Raw genomic sequence first — 21,274 nt, 5'->3', positions numbered from 1 at the left:
CCCGTATGCCGCATTGAAAGATTCCGACTCGATGCCGGAGCCGTTAAGCGACGGACCGGCTAAAAGCGCGAGCGGAGGGGACGGTTTGCTTGCAAACCCGCGAATAGTCGCCCGGAGCCAGCGTTAGACGGTTTGTCGCAGGCAGAGGCATCCGTCGGAGAGTTTTTGGTACTTTTTGCGGCCAAAAAGTACATAAAGCCTTCGCATTGAAGATGCGATAAATCAAACCCCCGCTTCAAAAGAAGTCGGGGGGGGGTAGGTAATCGGAAGTGCAGAAAAGAGTAAATATCTTGCTTTCAGGTATTTAATTCTCTCTTCTGCATATGCTCCGAGCAATAGAAAAGCAAAATCGGGCAGGTTTAACGGTGAGTTGTGTTACTTATCCGTTACCTGTCCGAAATGCTTTGATTTGCATTTAAGGCAGTATTTTTCAGTTTATTGCATCGAATTTCCGCATAACAAATAACTTGACTTAGCGTTTAACAAGTCCTCAAAGTTCAGGTTATTATGCAACGCAGCACTTTCAAAGTCCTTTTCTACGTGAAAAGGCAGTCCGAGAAATCGGGTCAGGTTCCCGTCATGGGTCGTATCACGATCAATGGCACGATGTCGCAGTTCAGCTGCAAACTCACCGTTCGCTCCACCCTTTGGGATGCCAAAGCAAATAAAGTTGCCGGTAAAAGTCTCGAAGCCCAGCGCATCAACGAGAAGCTGGAGAATATCAAGACCAATATCGGCAAACAGTATCAGCGTCTCTGCGACCGGGATTCATACATAACGGCCGAAAAGGTCCGCAACGCCTTTTTGGGTTTGGGTGATAATTGCCGTCTTTTGTTACAAACCTTCGACGAATACCTTGCAAAATTTCAAAAGCGCGTGGGTAAGGATCGCAGTATTTCGACATTTAACAATTACAGCAAAGCTGACCCATGCCGATATTCACACAGACGACAATGGGGATTATTGGATCATCGACAAGCGGCAAAAGACAGGTACACAGTTCCGTGTCAAACTCCTTCCTATAGTCGAAATGCTCTACAAGCGTTATAAGGATACATACCGCACAGGGGAGAAGGTTTTTCCGCTTAAAGGCACTTATAAAACCCTGAACATGTCCTTACGGCATGTTGCCAGACATGCTGGATTGTCGTTCAATCCGACAATACACATGGCGCGGCATACCTTCGTCACGACGATTACGCTTGCACAGGGCGTACCGCTGGAAACCGTATCGAAGATGCTGGGACATAAACATATCACCACGACCCAAATCTACGCCCAAATTACCAATGACAAGATCGGCCGGGATATGGCGGCGTTGAGCGAGAAACTCGACAGCGTCTTCAAAGTCGTTTCATACAGGTGTATGGCCTCCTTGTATTTCTCCATGCTTTTAGGCGATACTATTTTGCCGTTCTCCGCTTTTTTCTTCCCAAACTGGCGTGCAGTTCCGGCTCATGCTCTTTCAGGTATTGTCTAAAGCATTCAGGATGCAGGCCGAACTCGGCGGCGACCTTCGCTGTTGTAAGTCCGCCCTCCTTCAACCGGGCTATGGCGTCAGCGTATTTGGCTGCCGTAGCAGGGTTATATCTTCGCACGGATGACCAGTCCACAGGCTTGTCTTCCTCGTAAGAAATGCCTTTTCGCTTATAAACCAGGTCCTTGTGCCATGTGTGCAGGTATTCATGGAATCTCTTGCGCGACACGCCGGTCAGCTTGGCGATCTGCGAGGCGGACATGGGCGTCGTGCTGTACAGACGCACTGCCTCGGCATACTTTTCCACCGTGGCCGGCGACGGGGCATGGACAGTCCCGCGACCGGTTATCTCCCCTTTTCGTTTTCGACTGACAGCCTCCTTGCGTATCTTGATGCGATTTTCAACCAACTCCTTGTGGTAGAATACCAAGTGTTGTTTCAATCCGGTGTAGGAGACATCGCAGCGTACGGCGGCATCCTGCACCGTGATATAACGGTCGGCGCGCAAAAGTTCCACCGCCTCGGCATACTTTTCCTTGCACCGCGGACGCGTTCCTCGCGGCAGGTTATCGTTCAAACCCAACCGCTGCCGTTCCCGCTCCCGAAATTCCAGCACGTCGGGATAATGCGTGCGTAACTGCCGGGCGAGGTTCGTACCGTCCAATCCGAATTCACGGGCAATCTGCGATACGTTGCATTCGATATATTCCATGCTGTCGCACGCCGCAATAGCCTCCTTGTATTTGGCGTGTGTTTCGGGACGCTGTCCGCGTTGACTTATTTTTATACTGTCGGCTTCCTCCTGACTGCATTTGATACCATTGCGTTTCAGCATCAAATGACGATGGTAAATACAGATATACCGGGTGAATCCGCCGAGAGAAACTCCACACTGCCGACATATCTCGACATAGGAGAGGTCGGTGGCAGCATATAACTCCAATGCAGAGCGATATTTCGTCTCAGTATCCGGCTTGCAATCTCTTGTCTGCCTGCATTTGCGGTCTGGCATGGTAGCTTCGATCACTTCGTCGAGCTGCTGACCACCGGACGCACCGCGAAGCCATTGCAGTTATAGTAGTCCCCTGACGGAGCTATGATGGACGCCTCCGGAGAAACGATTCTATTATTCCAATCGCCTTCGGTCACCGGATCGTTGCGGCGGAACTTCAGGTGGTAAGAGTTGGTCGCATCCTTCGCCTTGCCGGTCCAGGCAAACCCCTCGGGTTTCTCTGTCCCACCCGGATATTTTACTACCTCGGCCTTACCGTCGTAATCCCGATAGCCGGTGACGGGAAAAATGACGGATTGAACTTTTCTCGGGTCCGTATAAAATTCCAGCACCTCACTGTTTACTGTTTCAAGATCGTAATAATCTGACAGCATGTTGCTCTCGATCACATCGTACCAATATCTCGGAAGTGTCGGAGCCGTATGTTTTCCGGGAATTGTGAACCCGGTGAAAAGATCGCCGGGGCCCACCCGATATCCCGGGGGACAGGGGTCATAGACCGTCTTCTCGTCACCGATCGACCACAGGTCGGGATAGGATTCGTTCGTACTGTAAAACCCTTGTGTGAAATCGGACGGATTCTTGGGCTCTCGCGGAGCATTAAGCCATTTGTCCGGATTCTTGACAAGCACATCGAGACAATCCTTAGCGTGTTTTCGGTTCTTGTTGTTCGAAAATACCTCCGGTTCATTGTAAAGCCGGGGAGGATTATATTCACCCCCTGTACCATACGGAGTTCCGTCGTGAGTCCATCTGGCTTTGTTTCCCCAAATCGTGTTTGTCCCGACGAACGGGTCCTTGCGCCCCCACTGATAGTAGGGATGATCGCCTCGGGGAACGGCAAAATGGGGATATTGCACGATCGTCCTCGTTATCTCGCGGTCTCCGACCCTGAATCTAATCTCACACTTGCGCCGTTTATAATATCGGATCGGCTTGTTTCCGGAACACCATCCGAGATTGACTGGCATCACATCGAATGCTTTCTCTTCATGGTTGAGAATCCGGATATGCTTCTCGAAATCGAACCCGAAACGGGTAGCCCAGATGTGCCAGCTCCAGACAGCCTTCGTATTCCCTAATTTATCGTAAGGCGCTTTTCGTTCGTGGACTACATAATCGTCTTCTTTCGCCTTGTTATCGATCAAGGCGATCACGGCATTCCCCTCCTGTATGGTACTTATTTTGAATTTTATCCCTCCTTTGCCGCCGAAAAGAGCGGGATCATAAGCGATCTTATCCGGTTCGACAAGATCTTCGGCATCCTGCCAGATAAGTTTCACGCTTACGTTGGATGATAGGTCTATTCCTTCATTGTCTTTGATATAGGGAGCCCCGATCTGTTTGTTGAGATGGTTTACCATGTGCGGCGAAGAATAGGCAGCCGTGTTGTCGCCTTTACCCGAGATCGCATTTCCATACACGAGGGGAAAACAATACCACCCGGGAGCACCCACCATGTAGCAGTTGGCGGTATTCTCGACCGCACTCCCTCCGGTTTCGTTGGAAAGGTTATGCGGGGCGTTTTCGCTGCCTTCCTCGGTCTTAGGGAATAGACTGTTGATTGTGACGGTAGTCGGTTCCGTCATGGAGGCAACGAATGTATATGGCTTGTGTGACTTGTCCTCGCTGAGCGGGCCCACGGTCGTCGTGAGCCATCCGGAGGTCGTGTTGTCTACCTCCCAGTTATCGGTCTCGTCATCGTGAGAATAATAGGTATAGGTGATTTCCGGTTCTATCCATACATTGGTTGTCCCGTCTGTCTTAAAACTGGACACAGTGATTACATTCTGATCTTCGAAAGTATGACCCGCATTAGGGAATGTGGTGTAGGCAGGGTCGGGTGAGAAAAATTTACCCTGATAGTTCACATCCTCGGGGTAAGTGGCATCCAGATACTTCTCGGAATACTCGATGTGCCAGTCCACGTCGTTGCCGTAGCCTTTGAACCGCATCGTGATCTTGTAATGGTGATTGCGGATCAAATCGAAATTATTCACCGCATCTTTTCCGAGCATGAACCGGTAGATGATCTTACCCTGCGATTCATATTCAGGCCGTTCGGCGACATAATATCCCTCCACCTCGAGGTATGTGCCGTTTTCGACCCCGTCAAATTTCTCGGAATCGATTATCCCGTCTCCGTTGGAGTCCTGAAGTTTGGATTTGTCTTTATGTGTTCCCTGCATGTTCTCATAGCAGGGAAGCGCCTTGGCTCCGTCGTCGTGGAAACCGGCGACACCCCATACCTCAGACGGAGAGAACCTGGGGGCCGTTTTCGTCACCCGGGGCCACGCACTGTGAGATTCGCCGCTCCCGTAGGTGATGGAATAGTCCGACGTGCCGAGTTCGATTCCGTCATCACCGACGTGCGAGGAGGTTCCGAGAAATGCACCCGATGCCACATGTTTCAGTACGGCATTTTTTATATAGACCGTGACGCCGTCTTTCAGATTCGTTCCGTCGAAATCGACAGTAACTTTCGATACCGCCCTGCGCACCCAGGAATGCAGGCTATTCCGGTCCGGGGTGACGGTAATGGGTTCGTCGGTTTCAAAATCCTCATTGTCGGGAGCGGAAGCGTTTTCTGCGTAACCCTGTCTGAACACGCCGAACATCTCCAGGTCATCCTCGATCCTGTCGTTCCAGTCGAGCCGGAACTTTCTGAGGAGCTCGATAGATGTTACCTTCCCGAGGTCGCTTTTCTGGTTATCGCATATATTGGCGACGGCATAGACATAATAACGTCCGGTCCGTACTTTCTTTTTGAACGTGACATGTTCGTGCGTAGAGCCGTCGGAAGGTGCGGGCGTGAAATTTACCTCTCCGCAATATTCGTTTATGCGTTCTCCCTCGGAATTGAAGAAGAAAACATACAGCGATTTTATACCCGTGTATTTCGTCCCCACGGGCGCGTCTTCGGCTCGTGTCTGCACGTTCGTCGGCACAAGGGGCTTGTAAATCACCTCGCCCCGGATTTCGACCTCTGCATCCGGAATTTCCTCAGTCTCGTATATAAGGTCGTCCGTGCATCCGGCGAGTGCGACAGCCGCAGCCAATGATGCCAGGATTATCGAAAAAACGATGCTATATTTTCTATTATGCTGTGACATGATTGCTCGTGAATTTTACGATGTAAGTTGCAGACTCACTCCAGGTATTGCACCCATTCTCCGAGTATGGCTTTTCTTTTTTCCACGGTATCTCCTTCCGACCAGGGGTACCGGTTGCCGAGGATGTCGAACCAGAATCTCGGGTTGATAGAGTCGTGATCGTATCCCGGCCAATTATATTTTACTGCACTGTATTCCAATCTGTCCCATTCGTTCAGGGTACGGCAGCACTTCAACCTGAGCTCCTCTTCGAGCCATACGTGCTGCTTCAGATCATTGAGGTAATAATCCCAGTTTACAATTTCATATCCGGTTCTTCCTGCGGGATAGATCAGGTATTTCTTTCGGTTTTCTTTGCCGAAAATATGGTCGAGGTTTGCAACAGTCCTTTCGTAATCCGCATATACGAGCAGATACTCTTTGCCGTTGATGCTCACGAACTTTCCATGATTGTCTTTCGGACCGAGATATAATGGAACTGCTGTCGCTGGGTCGTAATAATTACCGTCATACCAGCAATCCCTGCCTTGGCCGTCCTTACCTATTATATATCCGGTGAATTCCTCGCGCTCCAGACCCAAATCGGGATCGAGTTCTACCGATGTGAAGGGGATGACATCGACTGTCCACTCGATGTCTTTGCCGTTCGCGGTGACGTCGAATTTATACCAGTTGTTGCGGGCGATGTCGAAGTATTGCCCGGGGAGCACGCCTGCCGGCGGGGTGTCGGAATAGCGGAAATCGACATACCCCTCGGCCTCGCGTCCTCCGGTCTCGACGCTCCCGACGGTGAAACATATCCTAATGCGCGATCGGCTGTCGACCGGCTCCCCTTGGTCATCAACATTCCTGTATTCCGGCACATACGCCACGAAATGCCCGGTTTGCTCGTTCTTTGTCAGCGTCAATGCAATATCGGCCGCGTCATCGGGTATATTCACAGACGTGTAGTCGGTAAACCATGAACCGGTGACATACTGTTTCTCCTCCGTGACGTTTGCCGGAGCCTTGTAACCCTTGCTGCTGGAATGGGTCAGCGACACGGACGTAACCACAGGGACATCCTCGAAATCCTTAAAAATGACATTCACATCGACCTTGGCATAGGCGCGGAGAAGGTGCAGGGTGCCGATATCGGAAACCTCCTTCCCGTCTATGAAGTCCGGCACGCCGCGCTCGAATTCCTTCACCCCGTACATCGGGATGAGATTTTTGTCCGAGAGCTGAGTTTTTTGCTGCGAAAACCCGAACTCGGCAAAGGAAGCGGCGCAAAGCTCCTCTATGGTCATTCCGGGAGCGGGATCGACGTAACTGCCCCAGTTGGCCAGGAACACGAAGCGGCAACCGGTGGTCAGAGCGCCTTTTACCTCCTCCGTATCCTTCAATCGCAGGCGAATCGAATATTTTTTATCTCCCAAGTGATAGATGCTGGCAACTTCCAATGCGCTGACGGGCTTGTTGTTCAGCCCGTAAAGGTAACAGCGGAAATCTCGTTGGGGCAGGTCGATGAAATTTTCCAGACCGCTTCCCGGGTTATATTCCCCATCGGCGGGGGTGGCTCGCGTCTTTCCATAAGCCGCGCCTCCCATATCGAGGGTGAAAACAGCTTGAATACTGCTCTCAACTTCCGGCAAGGATTCTTCCTGACTGCTGCACGCCACCATAAAAGGCAATGCGAATGCCGCCAGGCAGACTGCAATGCTATGTATAATGTCCGGTTTCATCAGTCCAATCCTTCTTCCCGTTTATTCGATCTCGACGTTACTCAGCACCACCCGCCAGGAATGAATCAGTATGTAGCTGCTGATCCACTTGTTGTTCTCGTCGAGGAAGAATGTCATCACATAGTCGTCCTCGCGGTCCAGAAACTCCTGGTCGTCCATCGTGCGATTGTACTCCTCCTCGTAATAGTCCTTCGCCAGCAGCGCATGGTCTATCACGGGAACGCGGGCCACAGTCTTGCCCTCTCGGTCGGTGATGGTCAGGAACATCTTTTCGCGATGCGCTTCCATCATGCGTCCTACGGTCAGGTCGGCGATGGCGCCCTTTACATGGATGATGGCGCGGGGTTCGTCTTTACCCAAACCGGCCTCGCCGTTCTGCATTTTCCAAGGGCGGTAGGTGATGTTCTCATCTTTCAGCAACCCGTTGTCATGAGCCATCAACCCGTTCTCGTCCTCGATGCGGAAGTCGAATTGATTGACATCCACATCCTCTCCCGAGAGATGATGCAGTATGACGCGAATATGGTTGGTGTTCTTGGTCAGGTACATGGTATAGTCGTAACTGCCTCCGTTCTCGTCGGAAGGCAGCGACACATCCAAAGTGCCGTGAAAGAGACGGTAAAGCCTTTCTTTGCTGTAAGCGCCGGACTCGTCATACCGGCGGTTCAGCGCGCACTGCAACTGCTCGATGCGGGTCTCGCCGACAAGGGCTTCGGGTACGGAGAAGGACTCCTCGCGCTCGCCGTCGTTCCGCAGACCGCACCACGCCAGCAACCGGTAGTCGCCGGAGGGCAGGTCGAGCAGCATCGAGTAGTCTTCCGCCGTCGACGGATCGATCTGTTCTTCCCGCTGCCATACCAGTACGCCCGATTGGTCGAAGGCATACAGGTGAACCGAAGAAACCTCGCTGGCGAAAGCGTCCGCCCACTTCAGGTTCATGTCGTAGCGGAACCGGAGCCGGTAATACACCGAACAATCGCCTTCATCTTCGTAAAGCCAGTTGCGGCTGCATGACGGAAGAACCAACAGGCAGACCGACGCCGCGCAGACCTTGGCCGCCACATTCCTTATCAATTCCCGTATATCCATATCGTTTACGCTATCTTGGTTGTATAGTTCTTTCCTTTTATATATGGTGTGCGGAACTTCCGCATTCGGATTTTCTCGTCAAGTGGGTTACCCGTCTTTTGTTCGGGTCTCCGATGCCGCACCTCCCTTGTGTACCGGTGGGCGGGTACTGTATTTGCTGTTCTGTTTTTATTAATATGTGTGGGAGACGGGAGCCGCCTCCCACACACATGATAAGTATCAGGAATGCCTTCAGGCATTCGGGTTCAGATTACCATTCCAAAACATATTCATTAGAGACAATGCGCCAGGACAGAATATTGATTTCAGCCGCAATGAAGTGGTCGTTGGGGTCGGGCTTCTCGGGATAGATTACCTGATCAGGATCATAAACAGGCGTACCGAGACCGGCGATCTTTGTCACCTTTGTATCATAGATGTGGTTGCGGACTACACCCTTGGTAGCGTTCTCGCCCTCGCCATGATGAATAATCTCGTAGTAATAGTAGGTCATACCGTTCTTCCAGACCAGCGCCCGGTCAATCATATACTCGCCAGTATTATCATCCTTGTTCTTAAGCATGCCGTTGATTGTTTCGGCTGTAATACGGTCTGTGTCATTTTTATCCGAAGAGGCATACCATGGTTTTTGGGCAGCGACATCCGTCAGCTGGGCATATACATAGCAGTTGCGCGCTTTTTTATCTTCACTGCTTGGCTCGGATGGAGTCTGGTCTACAATTAGAATCTGAAGATCTTTCGCGTCAATCAGGTTTCGCTCTGTTACAGTGCTTTCTCCACTACCCGTTGTAGTTTCACAATAGTAACTACAGCCATTGGTTGTCAACTGAGAAAGGATACTCTTTTTCAACTCGGGGAGGTTTTCATCCTCGTTCTCAGACCATTTATCGGCAAAGTGGGAACCCAAATGTCTTACAATAGTGAAAGGTGTTGTACCGTCTGCCTTACAAAGAGTACCCTTGAGGATAACCTTGGTGCGTTTGATAGGGGATAATGCGTCATAATCCGCAGCATTCTCATTGGTATACAATGGAGTGCCAATGGCAGTATTGATAGCTTCGTAAGAATCATAGCCATTCCTGGCATCCTTAGAATTGATGGCCCAGAAACTGCGGTGTGCAAATGCGCCCTCACCGTTCCACCAATTACTTGACCATGCGGTGGGATTAATGGCCTTGACCAGTCGGCCTTCATTGGTTTCTGCGGTCAGATTCCAGCCGTTGAGTTTTAAGTAAACTTGCTCGTTTCCAACCTTTAGAGGATCACCTTTCTTATCAATCAGTGCCAGTTTATCACTGATAGCGGAATTTACCGCATTACCCAAGGTGACCTTGACTTTGGCCACGCTGCGCTCGACATAAATGGTAACCGGATTTTTCTCGGCCTCTTTTGATTCCTTTTGCAGATGTTTAGACTCGATAGGGACAGCACAGATCTCTGTCTTATTATCTCCTCCATATACAGAATTGAACATCACGAATTTGCCTTTTGCAGTAAAACTGGTGGCGGCATAATCAGCGACCTCTTTTTTTAGGTCGGCAAGGCTTTTTGATGCAGAACCCAACATAATCTCACCGGTATCATCTCTGGGAGGATTGAGTACAGCCGCAATTCTCTGCGGAAGTTTGTCTCCGTTTTTGGTACTGATGACAATCTTGGCTGCAAGCACGCTCTCGATATCATCGTCGTCTTTGTCATCTTTCTGCGTTCCGTCTTCGGGAGACCAGTCGTAGAAGTTTACATAGCTGCCGTTTAGAAGCTTAACGTTAGCAATGGCACCGTTCGCGGTGAAGAAATAGAAACGGACTTGTTCAACATGGTTTTCGTTTTCATCTCCATCCTCGTAACCGCTTGCGGCACGAGTACCTGTCGCATCAGAGGACATCAGATTTACGGTCAGGTAGCTGGTATTGGCCTTACCGTTGCCTACATCCTTTTCGTCCGGAGCAATCTCCTCCTGCGAGCATCCTGCCATAAACAGGGATGCCAGCACAGACATAAATAAAAAATTCCTTTTCATGTCGATAAGTTAAAATTGTTTGAAAATATGTTTCTTCTCTTTTGACCTATATTATTATTGGTTTGATGTCATTTCCGCCTTTTGTCCAATTCGTCGAGCGTCCTGCCGGCCTGCTCGAGTCCCATCCCTTTCGCCTTATTCAGATAGCGGTATGCTGTGTCGTAATCGCCTTCCCGCACGGCAAGCGCTCCGCGTGCATAGACAGCCTCGGCGGAGTCGCCGGCCTTGTCGAGATACCTGCGCGCCGTCCCGAAATCGTCCCGCCGGATGGCGGCGTTGGCGGCGTTCAGATTGGCTGTTTCATCGTTCGGGAACATGCGCACCGCCGTTTGGAAGACGTCCGTGAACTCGTCCGTGCCGGGTTCATATTGTCCGGCAACGAGGTAGAACTCGTTCAAACTCAATTTCTGCGGCCGTTCCGCCATGATGCGCTTGATTTCATCCGCGTCGCTGAACGTGCGGATGTTGTAGTCGATACGATAGTCGGTATGGCGCAGTGCGGGATAGAAATTATGCAGCATGAAGCGGTATTCTTCCGGGTAGGTGCGCTTGATTTTCCACTCCTTGGCGTCGGGTTCCATGTCGCTGTCGATCAATGCCAGAATCTCCGCACGGTGGTCGATGTTCGATTGTTCCACGTAACGGCGCAAGCCTGCCCAATCCTCGGGCTCGTAATCGGTCTGGATGACGTTATCCGCAAAACTGTATAGCTGCCCGATGTGCTTTTTGAGCGCGGCGGTACGTCCGATGGCAAGTTCCGTGTTGTGCTTGTAGGGGCTCTCCGGCGAAGCGTATCCCTTCAGCCACACGGAAGTAATGGTGACGTCCTTGTCATTGCGCACGGAGTCGATGGTCGCCTGAATCTTGCCTAATTCGACCGTGTTCCGGCGATAGTCGGGATAAATCACCGTCTGGTCCACAGGGAAGTCGATGTAGGCCGATCCGGACAGCGACCGGCTCTTCATGATTTCCGCCTCGGGCTGCACGAATACCAGTTCGGGGAAAAACGCCTCGGTATGGCGTCCGAGCGTCCCGTCCTGTCGGGCCAGCAGCGTGTTGCAACAGCCGTAATCGCTGCGGTGAAGCGACAGCACGGCTCCGTTCATCCAGTCGGCATAGGACACGATGTTATGGTATGCGATGCCGTCGGGCTTCTCCGACGCTTTGTAGCTCATTTCGTCCTTGTCTGTGAGCATACTCTCGCCGTTCCGCACGTAGAAATAGTAGCGTCGGCGTCCGTAGATGCCTATGGAAGGCAGGTCGAGCGAATCGCTTCCGTTTACCAGTCTCGGGGTCAGCAGCACGGCGCGGTTGCCCTCCACGGCGAGGTCTTTCAGACCGAGATTCATATCCACCGCGATGTATGCGCCGCTGCGCTCCATCTTCACGTCGCTGACGCTGACGCCGTCCACGACGGTCTGCTTCGAATTCTGGGCTTCCGCCGTCAAACCGGCGCCCAACAGGAGTATCAGGATATACGATGTCTTTTTCATCTTGCACGCGAGTTAGAATACATACACTAAATTGACGGCCGTCTTGGTAGGGCCCACGTAGTGATGCGGTTTGTCGGTCTCGATCTTTTTGCCGCAGCCGGTGCAGCGGAACCGGTCGTATCGGGTATAGGAGTAGCCGATACCGATTTCGGCTTCGAGGTTCCAATGGCGCCCCAGTATCCATGCATAGCCGTAGGCCACGCCCGCGCCGACGAACCAGCCCTGATAGCGCGTGTCCTTGAGTTTGCGGGCATCGGTGCCCAGAAAATTGATTTTGCCGTCGATGCCGCCGATGTTGTATTGCCCGCCATGCACGTGTATACCGAAAAAATGTCCGCCAAAACGGTCGCACAGCCAATAGCGGGCTTCAGGCTGCATGGCCCAGTGCTTCCAGCGGCGGTCGTGAGAAAGGGTCCACGCATTGAACTGACCCGTGATATCCAAAGTCCATTTCGGGGCAAGGCTAACTTCGATACCAATGTTCGGGTTGAGAAAGCCGTCAGCGAGCAGATTTGTCTTCAACGCTACATCTTGCGCCTTAACGCTCGAAAACAGCGTCAGCATAACAGCTATGACAGTCAATTTCACTCTCATATCCATTCGATGTTACAGTATGTTCGTTTTATATATTCAGATGTATATCCAATCACTTCTCTTTTTAAGAGAAAGACAATGACCATATTGCCTTATTCTTAGAGAGTTATAGTTAAAGATTGTCAGATTTGCACAACAAGTTCCCATATCCGCTTAACATCCGGCTCGATTTATTCTTGAAAACCGATTTTTTTCATCGGTTTTCATTGACGTTTTCAACTTTTTCACTAATTTTGCAACTGTACGCTATTTCTCTTAAAAAGAGAACATTACGGATTGCACAACTGGCTGGATGCTATTTTCATTTGTTCGAAGAATAATTTTTTTAGTTGTCGGAGATTCTTTGTTTGCTGCATTTTCATTAATTTTGCATGTGTATGTTATTTCTCTTAAAAAGAGAACTTTACAACTGCTCGACAAAACCCGGCGCCCTCATCACTTATAAAGATTTCAATATCTGGCTGTTGGCTTTATCCACGGCGGACGTATCCAGTGAAGCCAAATAGATTCGTGTGGTTTTCTCGGAATCGTGTCCCAGCGCCTCGCTGATGGTTGCCAGCGGAACGTTTTTACTCTTGGCGATGGAAGCCCATGCGTGGCGGGCTACGTAACTCGTCAAGGGTATGGCCAGTCCCAGTTTTTCACCGAGCTTTTTAAGCTTTTCGTTGACCTGATGTGCTGCATTCTTGTACTGCCGGCGTTCATCCGTATCCACGTTTTTTATTATCGGCAGCAGATAGGGACTTCCGCCCGTATCGTACTTGTCGACAATGTCCTGCATCGGTCTTTCCCATTTGATGAAAAGCAGCTGGCCCGTCTTCTGCCTGCGATACGAGAGGATGCCATTTTGCAGGTCCTTCTTTTTCAGATAGGCCATATCTACGAACGACATTCCGCGCGTGTAGAACGAAAACATGAAGATGTCCCGGGCGAAGTCCATAACCGGGAACAGCGTCAGATCGAGTTCCTTGATCTGACGGATGATTTTCAGAGGTACGGCTCGTTTGACGGTCTTGTCGATTCCTGTATAGACATGTTTGAAAGGACTGCGCTGCCCGGTCAGTTCCTTTTCGACGGCACGGTTGTAGATTGCCCGCAATCCCCTCATATAATAAGACGAGGTATTCGGACACGCATCATTCGCATGCAGAAAGATTTCATATTCGACCATCAGATTGGATTCCACCTCGTCCAGCGGTACGTCTTTCTCCCCGCGAAACCGCCCGAAACTGTTCAGAACGGTCGTATAACGCTCGGCAGTACGTGTTCTGCCGATTTGTTTCAACTGCCCGACAAGTTCACGGCCGAACGACATGAATCCTCCGGTGTCTGCTGATGCGAGGAAGCATTCCGCCACCTCTTCGGCCGTATAGTTCCGGGCCGCCCGTTCGAAGCGGGAGATGATGCCTTTGAAGCGTCTGACATCTTCCGCCAAAGCGCTTTTCAAAGAAACCAGATAATTCCGGCGACCGTTTCCCGTACCCGGAGGAAAGACGATTTTCGCGTTTGCCGTATCCCATTCATGCGGGTAGAGTTTGTACCCGGGATTGATTTGTCGTGCCATACGGTTATGAATCACCTGATAAAATACAGTGCCCTCCTTCGTCGGGATGGTAGAAGCACGGACTTTCACTTTTACTGTTGCCATATGATTTGTTTTGATTTCGGCCAATAAAAAAACCTCCATTTTTTTAATGAAGGCTTATATTTCTATTTTTGTGTATTCTAATCCATTCGGGATATCGAATTTCGATGTATGGATCATCGCTTGAAAAAGTCTGATCTACAGCCTTAACCCGCTTCCAGAACAAACTCCTCGCCATTTCACCCATACCGCCTGATGCAGCGTGTCGAGAATCCGTATCGAGCCTTTCAACCGTTCGCTCACGACCGCTCCAGTCCGTTCGGCGGGCTTTTTTTCATCTCCAGACGGTTGTAATATTGCATCGGGAACCGACCCGGCCACAAGACCCGTAACGGAGAACTTCCGAAACCATCGGTAAAAATTTACTGCGGCGGACCTTTACCCTCGTCAGAGGGTAGCGAGGTGTACCTTTGTCCGACAAACTGCGTTTTGTCCGACAAAGGTGCTCGCTCTGCGAGGCTGGGTGGCGTTCCCGAGTCACGCTACTAAAACTACCAGACTGATGACAACCACGAAAAAGAGGATCGGACACCCGATAACGACAGATCCCAGAGTCTACAGGCATAATTTCAAACTCACCACGGAAGAGAATATCCGCTTTAAGCAGATGCTTTGTAAGGCAGGATTGGAGCATAACTGCAGCCGTTTTATCGTAAAACGCATCTTCAAAGAGGAGTTCGTCTTCCTCCGACGCAACCTTCGAAGACGCAATTCGTCGCCCGCCTGAACGATTTTTATTTCCAGTTTCAGAAACTCGCCAATAACTACAATCAGGTCGTAAAGGTCATCAATGCCCACTTCTCCAACGTCGCGATCCCGCATCAGATCGCCATGCTGGAACAATGCACACGCGAGTTGAAGGCCTTGAGTAACGAGATTCTGAACCTTGCGAAACATACTGTGGAGTGGTTGCAAATACGACCTGCTGGGACAATTCGCCGACGATGGCCCCATGTCGCAGGAGGAGTTCGAAGCTCTGCGCCGCAACCTTTCACGCAAGCGAAAGCCATAGCGCAAACGGACTATATCTCGCTAAATGAACAGGCCGGACATTTATTCCGGCCTGTTGCTAATGTGAAGTGTGCGTCATCAATGGAGGAGCTATAAAAGAGCAATGTCCTCCGGGAGAATATTAAAAACCCACGAGAAGTTTAATTGATCGCTATGACTATATTTTTTCGTATATAGCCGCCAAAAAGATTCATTGAAGAATTGTCTTCCCTCTGCGTTCCGGTCTACATATTTCCATATTTTCAGTAATTGGCCATCTTTGGAACAGATACTTATACACCATTCTTGTTCCGGCTTACCGTTCCACGCATCGTAAAATGTGTCAAAAGTGGGTTCTCCTAAATATTGAAACGGATTGAAGCTATGAACTAATACCGAATCTCCGGGGTCGACAACAGCATCAGTATCAATGAACGGTGATGTAGTAATAATTAGAATCTGATCGGTATTGTTTTTTGCATACCATGAAGTTGCATGCGTAGCCACCCATTTCTTCGGGTCGCATGATATGCTAATTAGTGTAATCGCAAATATGAAAGCAATCTTTTTCATGGCATTTGTAAGTTACTTGTCTTTACTTTATTACAAAAATATAAATGTTCAGGGATTATTCCCTGAACATTTAAAATAATTGTCAGTTACCACAGGTCATTTCAAGCTGCGCGCCTTGATTGATTGCAAATGGAGAGTTTATGGTAACGGACTTATTGGCCCGAAAGGTCAGTTTCGCACTATTCGTTACAGTAACATTCCGCGTAAGAATATTATTCCCTGAAAAAACGAAAGACGAAGAAACCGTTTTGTCGGTATAAAAGGCATCATGCGTCAAATCTCCGGTATCAGGTTTGGGGACATTCGGGGTAATCCCGTTGTCCGTAAATGCCTTTTCGATCTCATCAGCCTTTTCGGGATATTTTTCGTACATTTTTGCGACTAATCTGTCATAGGTATCGACCCCAACGACCAAACAATCATATATCTGCTTCTTAGTTAATACTTTATCCTTTTGCAAGTCCCAAAACACATGAGGTTTAAGCCAAGTATGCACATCCGGATAATCATCCAAAAGACCTGACGGATTGTATTTTTCATAGGCCCGGATATGTCCCATTGAGTAACCCCACATTTCACCAACTCCGCAAAGTTCTGCATTCTTACCCGTCCCGTTTCCATAAGAACCGTATGTCATAATATAGCTGATATACTTCGCCCAATGCGCACTTCCTACTTGACTGAAATGACTGGCGTGGGACAACTCGTGATTTACAACGTCATAAACCTTCCGGTAAGAGTGTCCACCTGTTCCTATCGTAATATCAGGTAAAACCTTTTTTAGCATTTGATTCAGCACCGTTGCAAGAGTGCCGTAACCGATATTGATAAAAAAGTTTTTCCACGATGAATTACCGTTATACCCAATAGGATGTACGATTCGGCGCAACATAGGTGTCGAGGATGTCGTCCAGCGTTTGAAAACCCAAATTTTAAGATTACGGGGCGGTTTGGCAATTCCTGTCTCCTCGTACATTTTATAGTAATCGTAGGTTGCATTATTAACAGCCGCCCAATCCCAAGCAAAACTTCCAGCATTTATATCGCGTGAGTGTCCTCGGTTACTATGCCAACCCATATTAAGATTGGCCCGTGCAATCGGCCCCCCCCCAATTACCCCAGATGTCAAAACCTTTCCTGTTGTCAAAAACAATCGCGTAATGCGGTCCGAATCTGAATTTGCTGTCCATGGTATAATGGCCGCTTTCGTCCGTAAATGTCGTAGACCATTTAATAAATCTATGGCATCTGATTTTTACTCCTTTTACCGGAACAAAAGCACCCGCATAATCATCGTAAACTCTGATAGTTCCCTCCGGTCTGCGTTTCCCGCGAGTTTCCGGTTCCTGTTCTTCAAGGGGGTAGCCAAGACTTAAAAAAGCAGCTTCCTCCACATTTATAATACCCCCGCGAGTGGGTGAGATTGTTTCATCTTCTGCCGGAATATAGCATTCTTCAATCACCTCATAAGGTATTTCTTTGGGAAATGCGAAGTCTGGCTTTACGGTTGTATACAACCAAGTAAAACTACCCTCCGGAATAGTCGTGTCTTGATAAACCGCATCTTCCGGAAGTTCGATATTGAGCGGATAGTCGAACAGTTCGAGGTCATAATCGTTTTTCAGGGCAATAAGTTGTAAACTGTCCTGCGGTAAGAATCTGACGTACAAATCCGTCGGTTCAATAGTCTTAGAAACATTATACGAATCGTAAACTCCCTGTATGACATCAACCGTGTACGGATTCGGTAAAAGTTCATATTCTACCATATCACTTCCATCCGAACGGGTTTTTGCGAGTGCCGGCGCGTTGGAATTATCATCGGTCATAATGTCTGTTTCGTCTTTGGTACAAGAGGACAGCATCACAGCCAATAATAATATCACCGAATATATTTTCTTCATAAAACAGTTTTATGTAATTCCGTCAAAATTCAATGATTTCCTATTTCCCGGCGGCTTTTAATTGACTTTCCAATGCAGCGACGCGCGCGGTTAATTCCTGAATGGCGCCCGTCAGAATCGGGATAAGGGCGGAATAATTGACAAGACGGTCGCCCTCTTCTGTCATGGCGACTGCTCCGGGAATGATAGCTTCTAATTCCTGCGCCAAAAAACCGTATTCCTCCACACCGCTTTGCACGGGACGAATATTGAATCTTTCGTATTCGCTTTCATCCCTCCAATGATATTTCACGGGATTCAATTTCAGCACCATATTCGTTGACGGGTTAGATTGTGCAGGCGCTATGTTAATGGAAAAAGCCGACCGGGAAACGGGTGTCGTTTTCAATGAGCGAATATTGGTTTTCAGTTTTTCATCCGAGGTCTGATACATCGTGCGGCAATAAAGGTCGATATACAAGGACCTGTCGCTATCCAAAAACACAAGTTTATTGGTTGTAGTAGACATACGGGGATCGGCTGCATGAATGTGCATTTTGATACCGTTCTGGTCCGTGGACCCCCAATAGTGCGCCCATCCCGCCCAACTCGTCGTATAGGTTTTATACATACCTCGTCCTACGGTGAGTTTAGGTCATTTGGGCCATGCAGTTAATCGTAACTGAAAGAACAAACAGAATGGTGAAGATCGTTTTTTTATAAGACAAAATTTTAAGGGTTAAAAGTTATTTTGAGGTTTGGAAATTGGCGTTGTGAGTATTGTGGCCAGACGATCATTTTCCGAACGTGCGGGTATATGAAACCGACGGCATGATAGGTATCAGCACCGTTGCTTTATAGGTTCCGCGGTAGGGGTAAATGCTCACGGGGTTTTTGTGCCATGTGGCGTTGATGATCGAGAACTGCCAGTTGCGCACGCCGTTGCGCTTGCGGCGCTCCATATTGTAGCTGACATCGGCGCGGAAATAGTTGCGCATCCGCATCGTGGGATAGGCCGTGATGCCGATGATCGGATTACCGTCCGTATCCGGATAGCTTTCGTTCGTCAGGCGATACGGAAGCCCGGAACGCCATGCAACATTGAGTGAAAAGGTATGTTTTCGGCCCGGCCGCTTCACCACGTCGTAGCTGACGAACGCATTGAAATCGTGCGGTACGTCATACTCAAACGGGTAGGTTACGCCGTCCGAGCGGCGGCGGGAATCGGTATAGGTATAGGAAGCCGTCAGGCTCAGGCGTTCGGTCTGGTACTGGAGCATTGCTTCAATGCCGAACGCTCGTCCCGTGCCGTAGATGAATCCACCGTTATTCAGCAGAAAATCGTCGCTGTCGTAGATCAGCGGCAGGTTGCGCATCCGTTTATAATAGCCCTCCAGCGAGAGGGTCAGGTTTTCGTGCAGCTTCATCCGTCCGCCGAGCGATACCTGCCATGCGTGTTGTAACCTGCCGTCCCGAAACGGAGTCCAGAAGTCGATCGGCATCGAGTAGTAATAGCGGTTGAACTGAACGAGCGCCTGGGAATTGATCGTACCGGAAATCCATATCGCATTGTCCCGGCCGAAATCATAAGATACCTGGGCACGCGGCTCGATGGCATATCTTGTCTGTTCCGAATTGTCATAGATCGCGCCCCGCACGCCCACGTCGGCCCGCCAGCCGCCCCATTGAAAGCGGTTGTTCAGGAACAGCGCCCCCGAAACAAGCAGCTCGGAAGAATAGCCGCGGTCCTTGTGCTGTCCGTTGATGATGCTTTTCGTGTGCATCGGTTCGAACCGCTGGTGCGAAAACGTAACTCCGTATTCCAACGTCCAGACATGCGAAAGCCGTTGGTCGAACGTCATGCGTGCTCCGAACTCGTGGGTTTTGAAGGTCGTTTCTCCCCAATTCTTATATTCATCGTCCTTGTATTCTGCTTCCTGGCGGTTTTGCAGATAGGTATAGTAGGCCACTACCGAGGACCGCAGGTTTTCGTTCCAACGCGATTCCATCCGCATGGAGGCCGTCGTGTTGCCCCATCCGAAGCTGTTTTTAGCCTGTTTATCTTTGTTGCTCATGTGGTCGTCACCTGAATAGACGCCGAGCGAAAGCGTATGATTCCGGTGAATGTCGTAAGTCAGTTTCCCCGTTATATCGTAGAAACCGTATCGTATATCGTTATCGGCGATTGCAAGCACCGCTTCGGGAAAGAAGTAACGTGCTGAAATGAGGTAGGAACCCTTATCGCGTTTGATAGGCCCGTCGAGGGTCCCGGCCAACGACAAGGTTCCCACCGTGAGCGACTGGCGGTGATCCCGTCGGTCGCCCTCGCGTGTGCGAATCTGCGTCAAGGCCGAAAGCCGGGACCCGTAGGCGGGCGATATGTAACCTTTCGACACCTCGGCCGATTGGACCGTTTCGCCGCTGAATATCGAGAGGATGCCGTAGGCATGCGCCTGATTGTAAATCGGCACGTCGTCGTAAAGAATTAATGTTTGGTCGTTGCTGCCGCCGCGTACCAGCAGACCCGACATGCCGTCCTTTCCGGCCGATACGCCCGGAAGCAGTTGCAGGAATTTGAATATGTCTTTTTCGCCCGCGAACAACGGGGCGTATTTAAGCTGCTCGATGTCCACGGCGATATTGCCCGTCTGCTTGTAGACCATCAACGGCCTGCGGGCGGTGACGACTACCGAATCTATCGCTTCGGTGCGTGAAATGCTGTCGGCGGGAGTTTGCGCCGTAAGTAAGGCGGGAATGCAAAGCGCCAGACAGCCTGCGAGCAGTTTCCTCATAATTCGGGCGTCGTGTAATAGTTATATCCGGCGAAGATGCCGATACCGTTGTCGATGTTCGAGTAGACCGTGATCTGCTCGATAAAGGGATTTTCCTGAGCACTTTCCCCCGTATTCAGCTCATGTTTATATCGGGAGCGCATATAGCGGTCGTAAGTATCGGACGCCGCAATAATCTGAAATGTGTGCCTGTTTTCAACGGCTCCGAAAACCGAGAAGCGGAGCGGGAATGCTGCGCTGAGATTTTCGCGGGCGACACGCAGAAAATATTCGAAATCTATGGTGCTTCCTTTTTCGTCGGATTCGTAGGCGTCGTTCGCGCCGTTCACCTGATCGACAAATACAGAAGTCGTATAGAACGCATATATATCTTTTTCTCCGTTATTGTCCCGTTCCGTACCCCGGAGCCAGATAGCTTTGGCATCCACGCCTGCAGTAAGGTCCGTCATGTCGAAATGCCGATACCATCCCTTTTGGTGCGCGAACGATATGCGGGCTGCGGGCGCTTCGGGAATCGTCGTTCGGGCAGATAACTCTCCATAACCGGGGACCGATACAACAAGACGGTAAGAGCGCCCGGCAGCAGCCCGGAACGTTGTTTGGGTCGTGCCCTCCGGATCGGCCGGACAGCGCACAACCTCGGTATTATCTTCGTAAAGGCGGATTTCGGCTTCCCCAACGGGAGTAAACCCGCTTTGGGCCGAGTAGCTGCGGCTCCAATGCAGGCGTACCGCAAAGGGTTCCTGCGGCGAGATCAACGCATTGACAACCACGCGGGGCTTAAAATCCTTTTCGCCGAACGAATAATCGACCTCGCAGGCCCAGCAGATAAAAACTACAAAGAATACCGAAATGCAGCGCAGCATGGT

At 50.0% G+C, this 21,274-nt stretch carries 15 protein-coding genes and 2 pseudogenes; 3 read left to right on the top strand and 14 right to left on the bottom strand.

The window, feature by feature from the left end; genetic code table 11:
• Positions 1 to 507: 507 nt before the first annotated feature.
• A pseudogene (locus BLU78_RS13890) lies at positions 508 to 1,357 on the top strand (site-specific integrase); the annotation flags it as partial.
• Between the two features lie 46 nt (positions 1,358 to 1,403).
• On the opposite strand, the gene BLU78_RS12575 reads toward BLU78_RS13890, so the two are convergent.
• The 8 genes from BLU78_RS12575 to BLU78_RS12540 all read right to left on the bottom strand — a co-directional run bounded on the left by BLU78_RS12575 (position 1,404) and on the right by BLU78_RS12540 (position 14,170).
• Entirely contained in the window at positions 1,404 to 2,312 is a 909-nt protein-coding gene (locus BLU78_RS12575; RefSeq protein WP_244886512.1) for a helix-turn-helix domain-containing protein, read from the bottom strand.
• A 188-nt stretch (positions 2,313 to 2,500) separates the two neighbouring features.
• Positions 2,501 to 5,602, bottom strand: a complete 3,102-nt coding sequence (locus tag BLU78_RS12570) for a DUF4906 domain-containing protein (protein ID WP_044106722.1) — start codon at positions 5,600 to 5,602, stop codon at positions 2,501 to 2,503.
• A gap of 35 nt (positions 5,603 to 5,637) precedes the next feature.
• Positions 5,638 to 7,326: a hypothetical protein gene (locus BLU78_RS12565; protein ID WP_010266131.1), complete on the bottom strand. Its 1,689-nt coding sequence runs from the start codon at positions 7,324 to 7,326 to the stop codon at positions 5,638 to 5,640.
• A 21-nt stretch (positions 7,327 to 7,347) separates the two neighbouring features.
• Complete coding sequence (locus BLU78_RS12560) at positions 7,348 to 8,415, bottom strand: FimB/Mfa2 family fimbrial subunit (RefSeq protein WP_026020859.1); 1,068 nt, start codon at positions 8,413 to 8,415, stop codon at positions 7,348 to 7,350.
• 250 nt (positions 8,416 to 8,665) lie between these two features.
• Complete coding sequence (locus BLU78_RS12555; protein ID WP_010266127.1) at positions 8,666 to 10,435, bottom strand: Mfa1 family fimbria major subunit; 1,770 nt, start codon at positions 10,433 to 10,435, stop codon at positions 8,666 to 8,668.
• 68 nt (positions 10,436 to 10,503) lie between these two features.
• Positions 10,504 to 11,928 (bottom strand): DUF3868 domain-containing protein, encoded by a 1,425-nt coding sequence (locus BLU78_RS12550; RefSeq protein ID WP_010266126.1) that lies wholly within the window; start codon positions 11,926 to 11,928, stop codon positions 10,504 to 10,506.
• Positions 11,929 to 11,940: 12 nt separating this feature from the next.
• Positions 11,941 to 12,522: a DUF3575 domain-containing protein gene (locus tag BLU78_RS12545; RefSeq protein ID WP_026020858.1), complete on the bottom strand. Its 582-nt coding sequence runs from the start codon at positions 12,520 to 12,522 to the stop codon at positions 11,941 to 11,943.
• A gap of 439 nt (positions 12,523 to 12,961) precedes the next feature.
• A complete protein-coding gene (locus BLU78_RS12540) occupies positions 12,962 to 14,170 on the bottom strand; it encodes a site-specific integrase (protein WP_026020857.1) in 1,209 nt (402 codons plus the stop codon).
• A gap of 499 nt (positions 14,171 to 14,669) precedes the next feature.
• Here BLU78_RS12540 and BLU78_RS14370 point away from each other — a divergent pair.
• Both BLU78_RS14370 and BLU78_RS14310 read left to right on the top strand, forming a co-directional pair.
• Positions 14,670 to 15,085, top strand: a pseudogene (locus BLU78_RS14370) (plasmid mobilization protein); the annotation flags it as partial.
• Positions 15,054 to 15,179 (top strand): hypothetical protein, encoded by a 126-nt coding sequence (locus tag BLU78_RS14310; RefSeq protein WP_261797744.1) that lies wholly within the window; start codon positions 15,054 to 15,056, stop codon positions 15,177 to 15,179. The pseudogene BLU78_RS14370 and the gene BLU78_RS14310, both read left to right, overlap by 32 nt.
• Positions 15,180 to 15,268: 89 nt before the next feature.
• Here BLU78_RS14310 and BLU78_RS12530 read toward each other — a convergent pair whose 3' ends face one another.
• The 6 genes from BLU78_RS12530 to BLU78_RS12510 form a co-directional block, all read right to left on the bottom strand.
• Complete coding sequence (locus tag BLU78_RS12530; RefSeq protein ID WP_010266119.1) at positions 15,269 to 15,730, bottom strand: hypothetical protein; 462 nt, start codon at positions 15,728 to 15,730, stop codon at positions 15,269 to 15,271.
• Positions 15,731 to 15,812: 82 nt separating this feature from the next.
• A complete protein-coding gene (locus BLU78_RS14245) occupies positions 15,813 to 16,877 on the bottom strand; it encodes a hypothetical protein (protein ID WP_231291007.1) in 1,065 nt (354 codons plus the stop codon).
• A complete protein-coding gene (locus BLU78_RS14240) occupies positions 16,810 to 17,634 on the bottom strand; it encodes a hypothetical protein (RefSeq protein ID WP_231291005.1) in 825 nt (274 codons plus the stop codon). Before BLU78_RS14240 ends, BLU78_RS14245 begins: the two co-directional genes overlap by 68 nt.
• Before the next feature lie 40 nt (positions 17,635 to 17,674).
• Complete coding sequence (locus BLU78_RS12520) at positions 17,675 to 18,244, bottom strand: tail fiber domain-containing protein (RefSeq protein ID WP_010266116.1); 570 nt, start codon at positions 18,242 to 18,244, stop codon at positions 17,675 to 17,677.
• 163 nt (positions 18,245 to 18,407) lie between these two features.
• Positions 18,408 to 20,405, bottom strand: coding sequence for a TonB-dependent receptor plug domain-containing protein (locus BLU78_RS12515; RefSeq protein ID WP_010266114.1), 1,998 nt, complete (start codon positions 20,403 to 20,405; stop codon positions 18,408 to 18,410).
• Positions 20,402 to 21,271, bottom strand: a complete 870-nt coding sequence (locus BLU78_RS12510) for a DUF4249 domain-containing protein (RefSeq protein ID WP_010266109.1) — start codon at positions 21,269 to 21,271, stop codon at positions 20,402 to 20,404. The genes BLU78_RS12515 and BLU78_RS12510 overlap by 4 nt, the downstream gene beginning before the upstream one ends.
• Between the last annotated feature and the right edge of the window lie 3 nt (positions 21,272 to 21,274).

Source organism: Alistipes timonensis JC136 (assembly GCF_900107675.1).
Classification (GTDB): Bacteria; Bacteroidota; Bacteroidia; order Bacteroidales; family Rikenellaceae; genus Alistipes; species Alistipes timonensis.
Note: the sequence above shows the minus strand (reverse complement) of the source record. Positions and strands in the feature narration are given on the sequence as shown.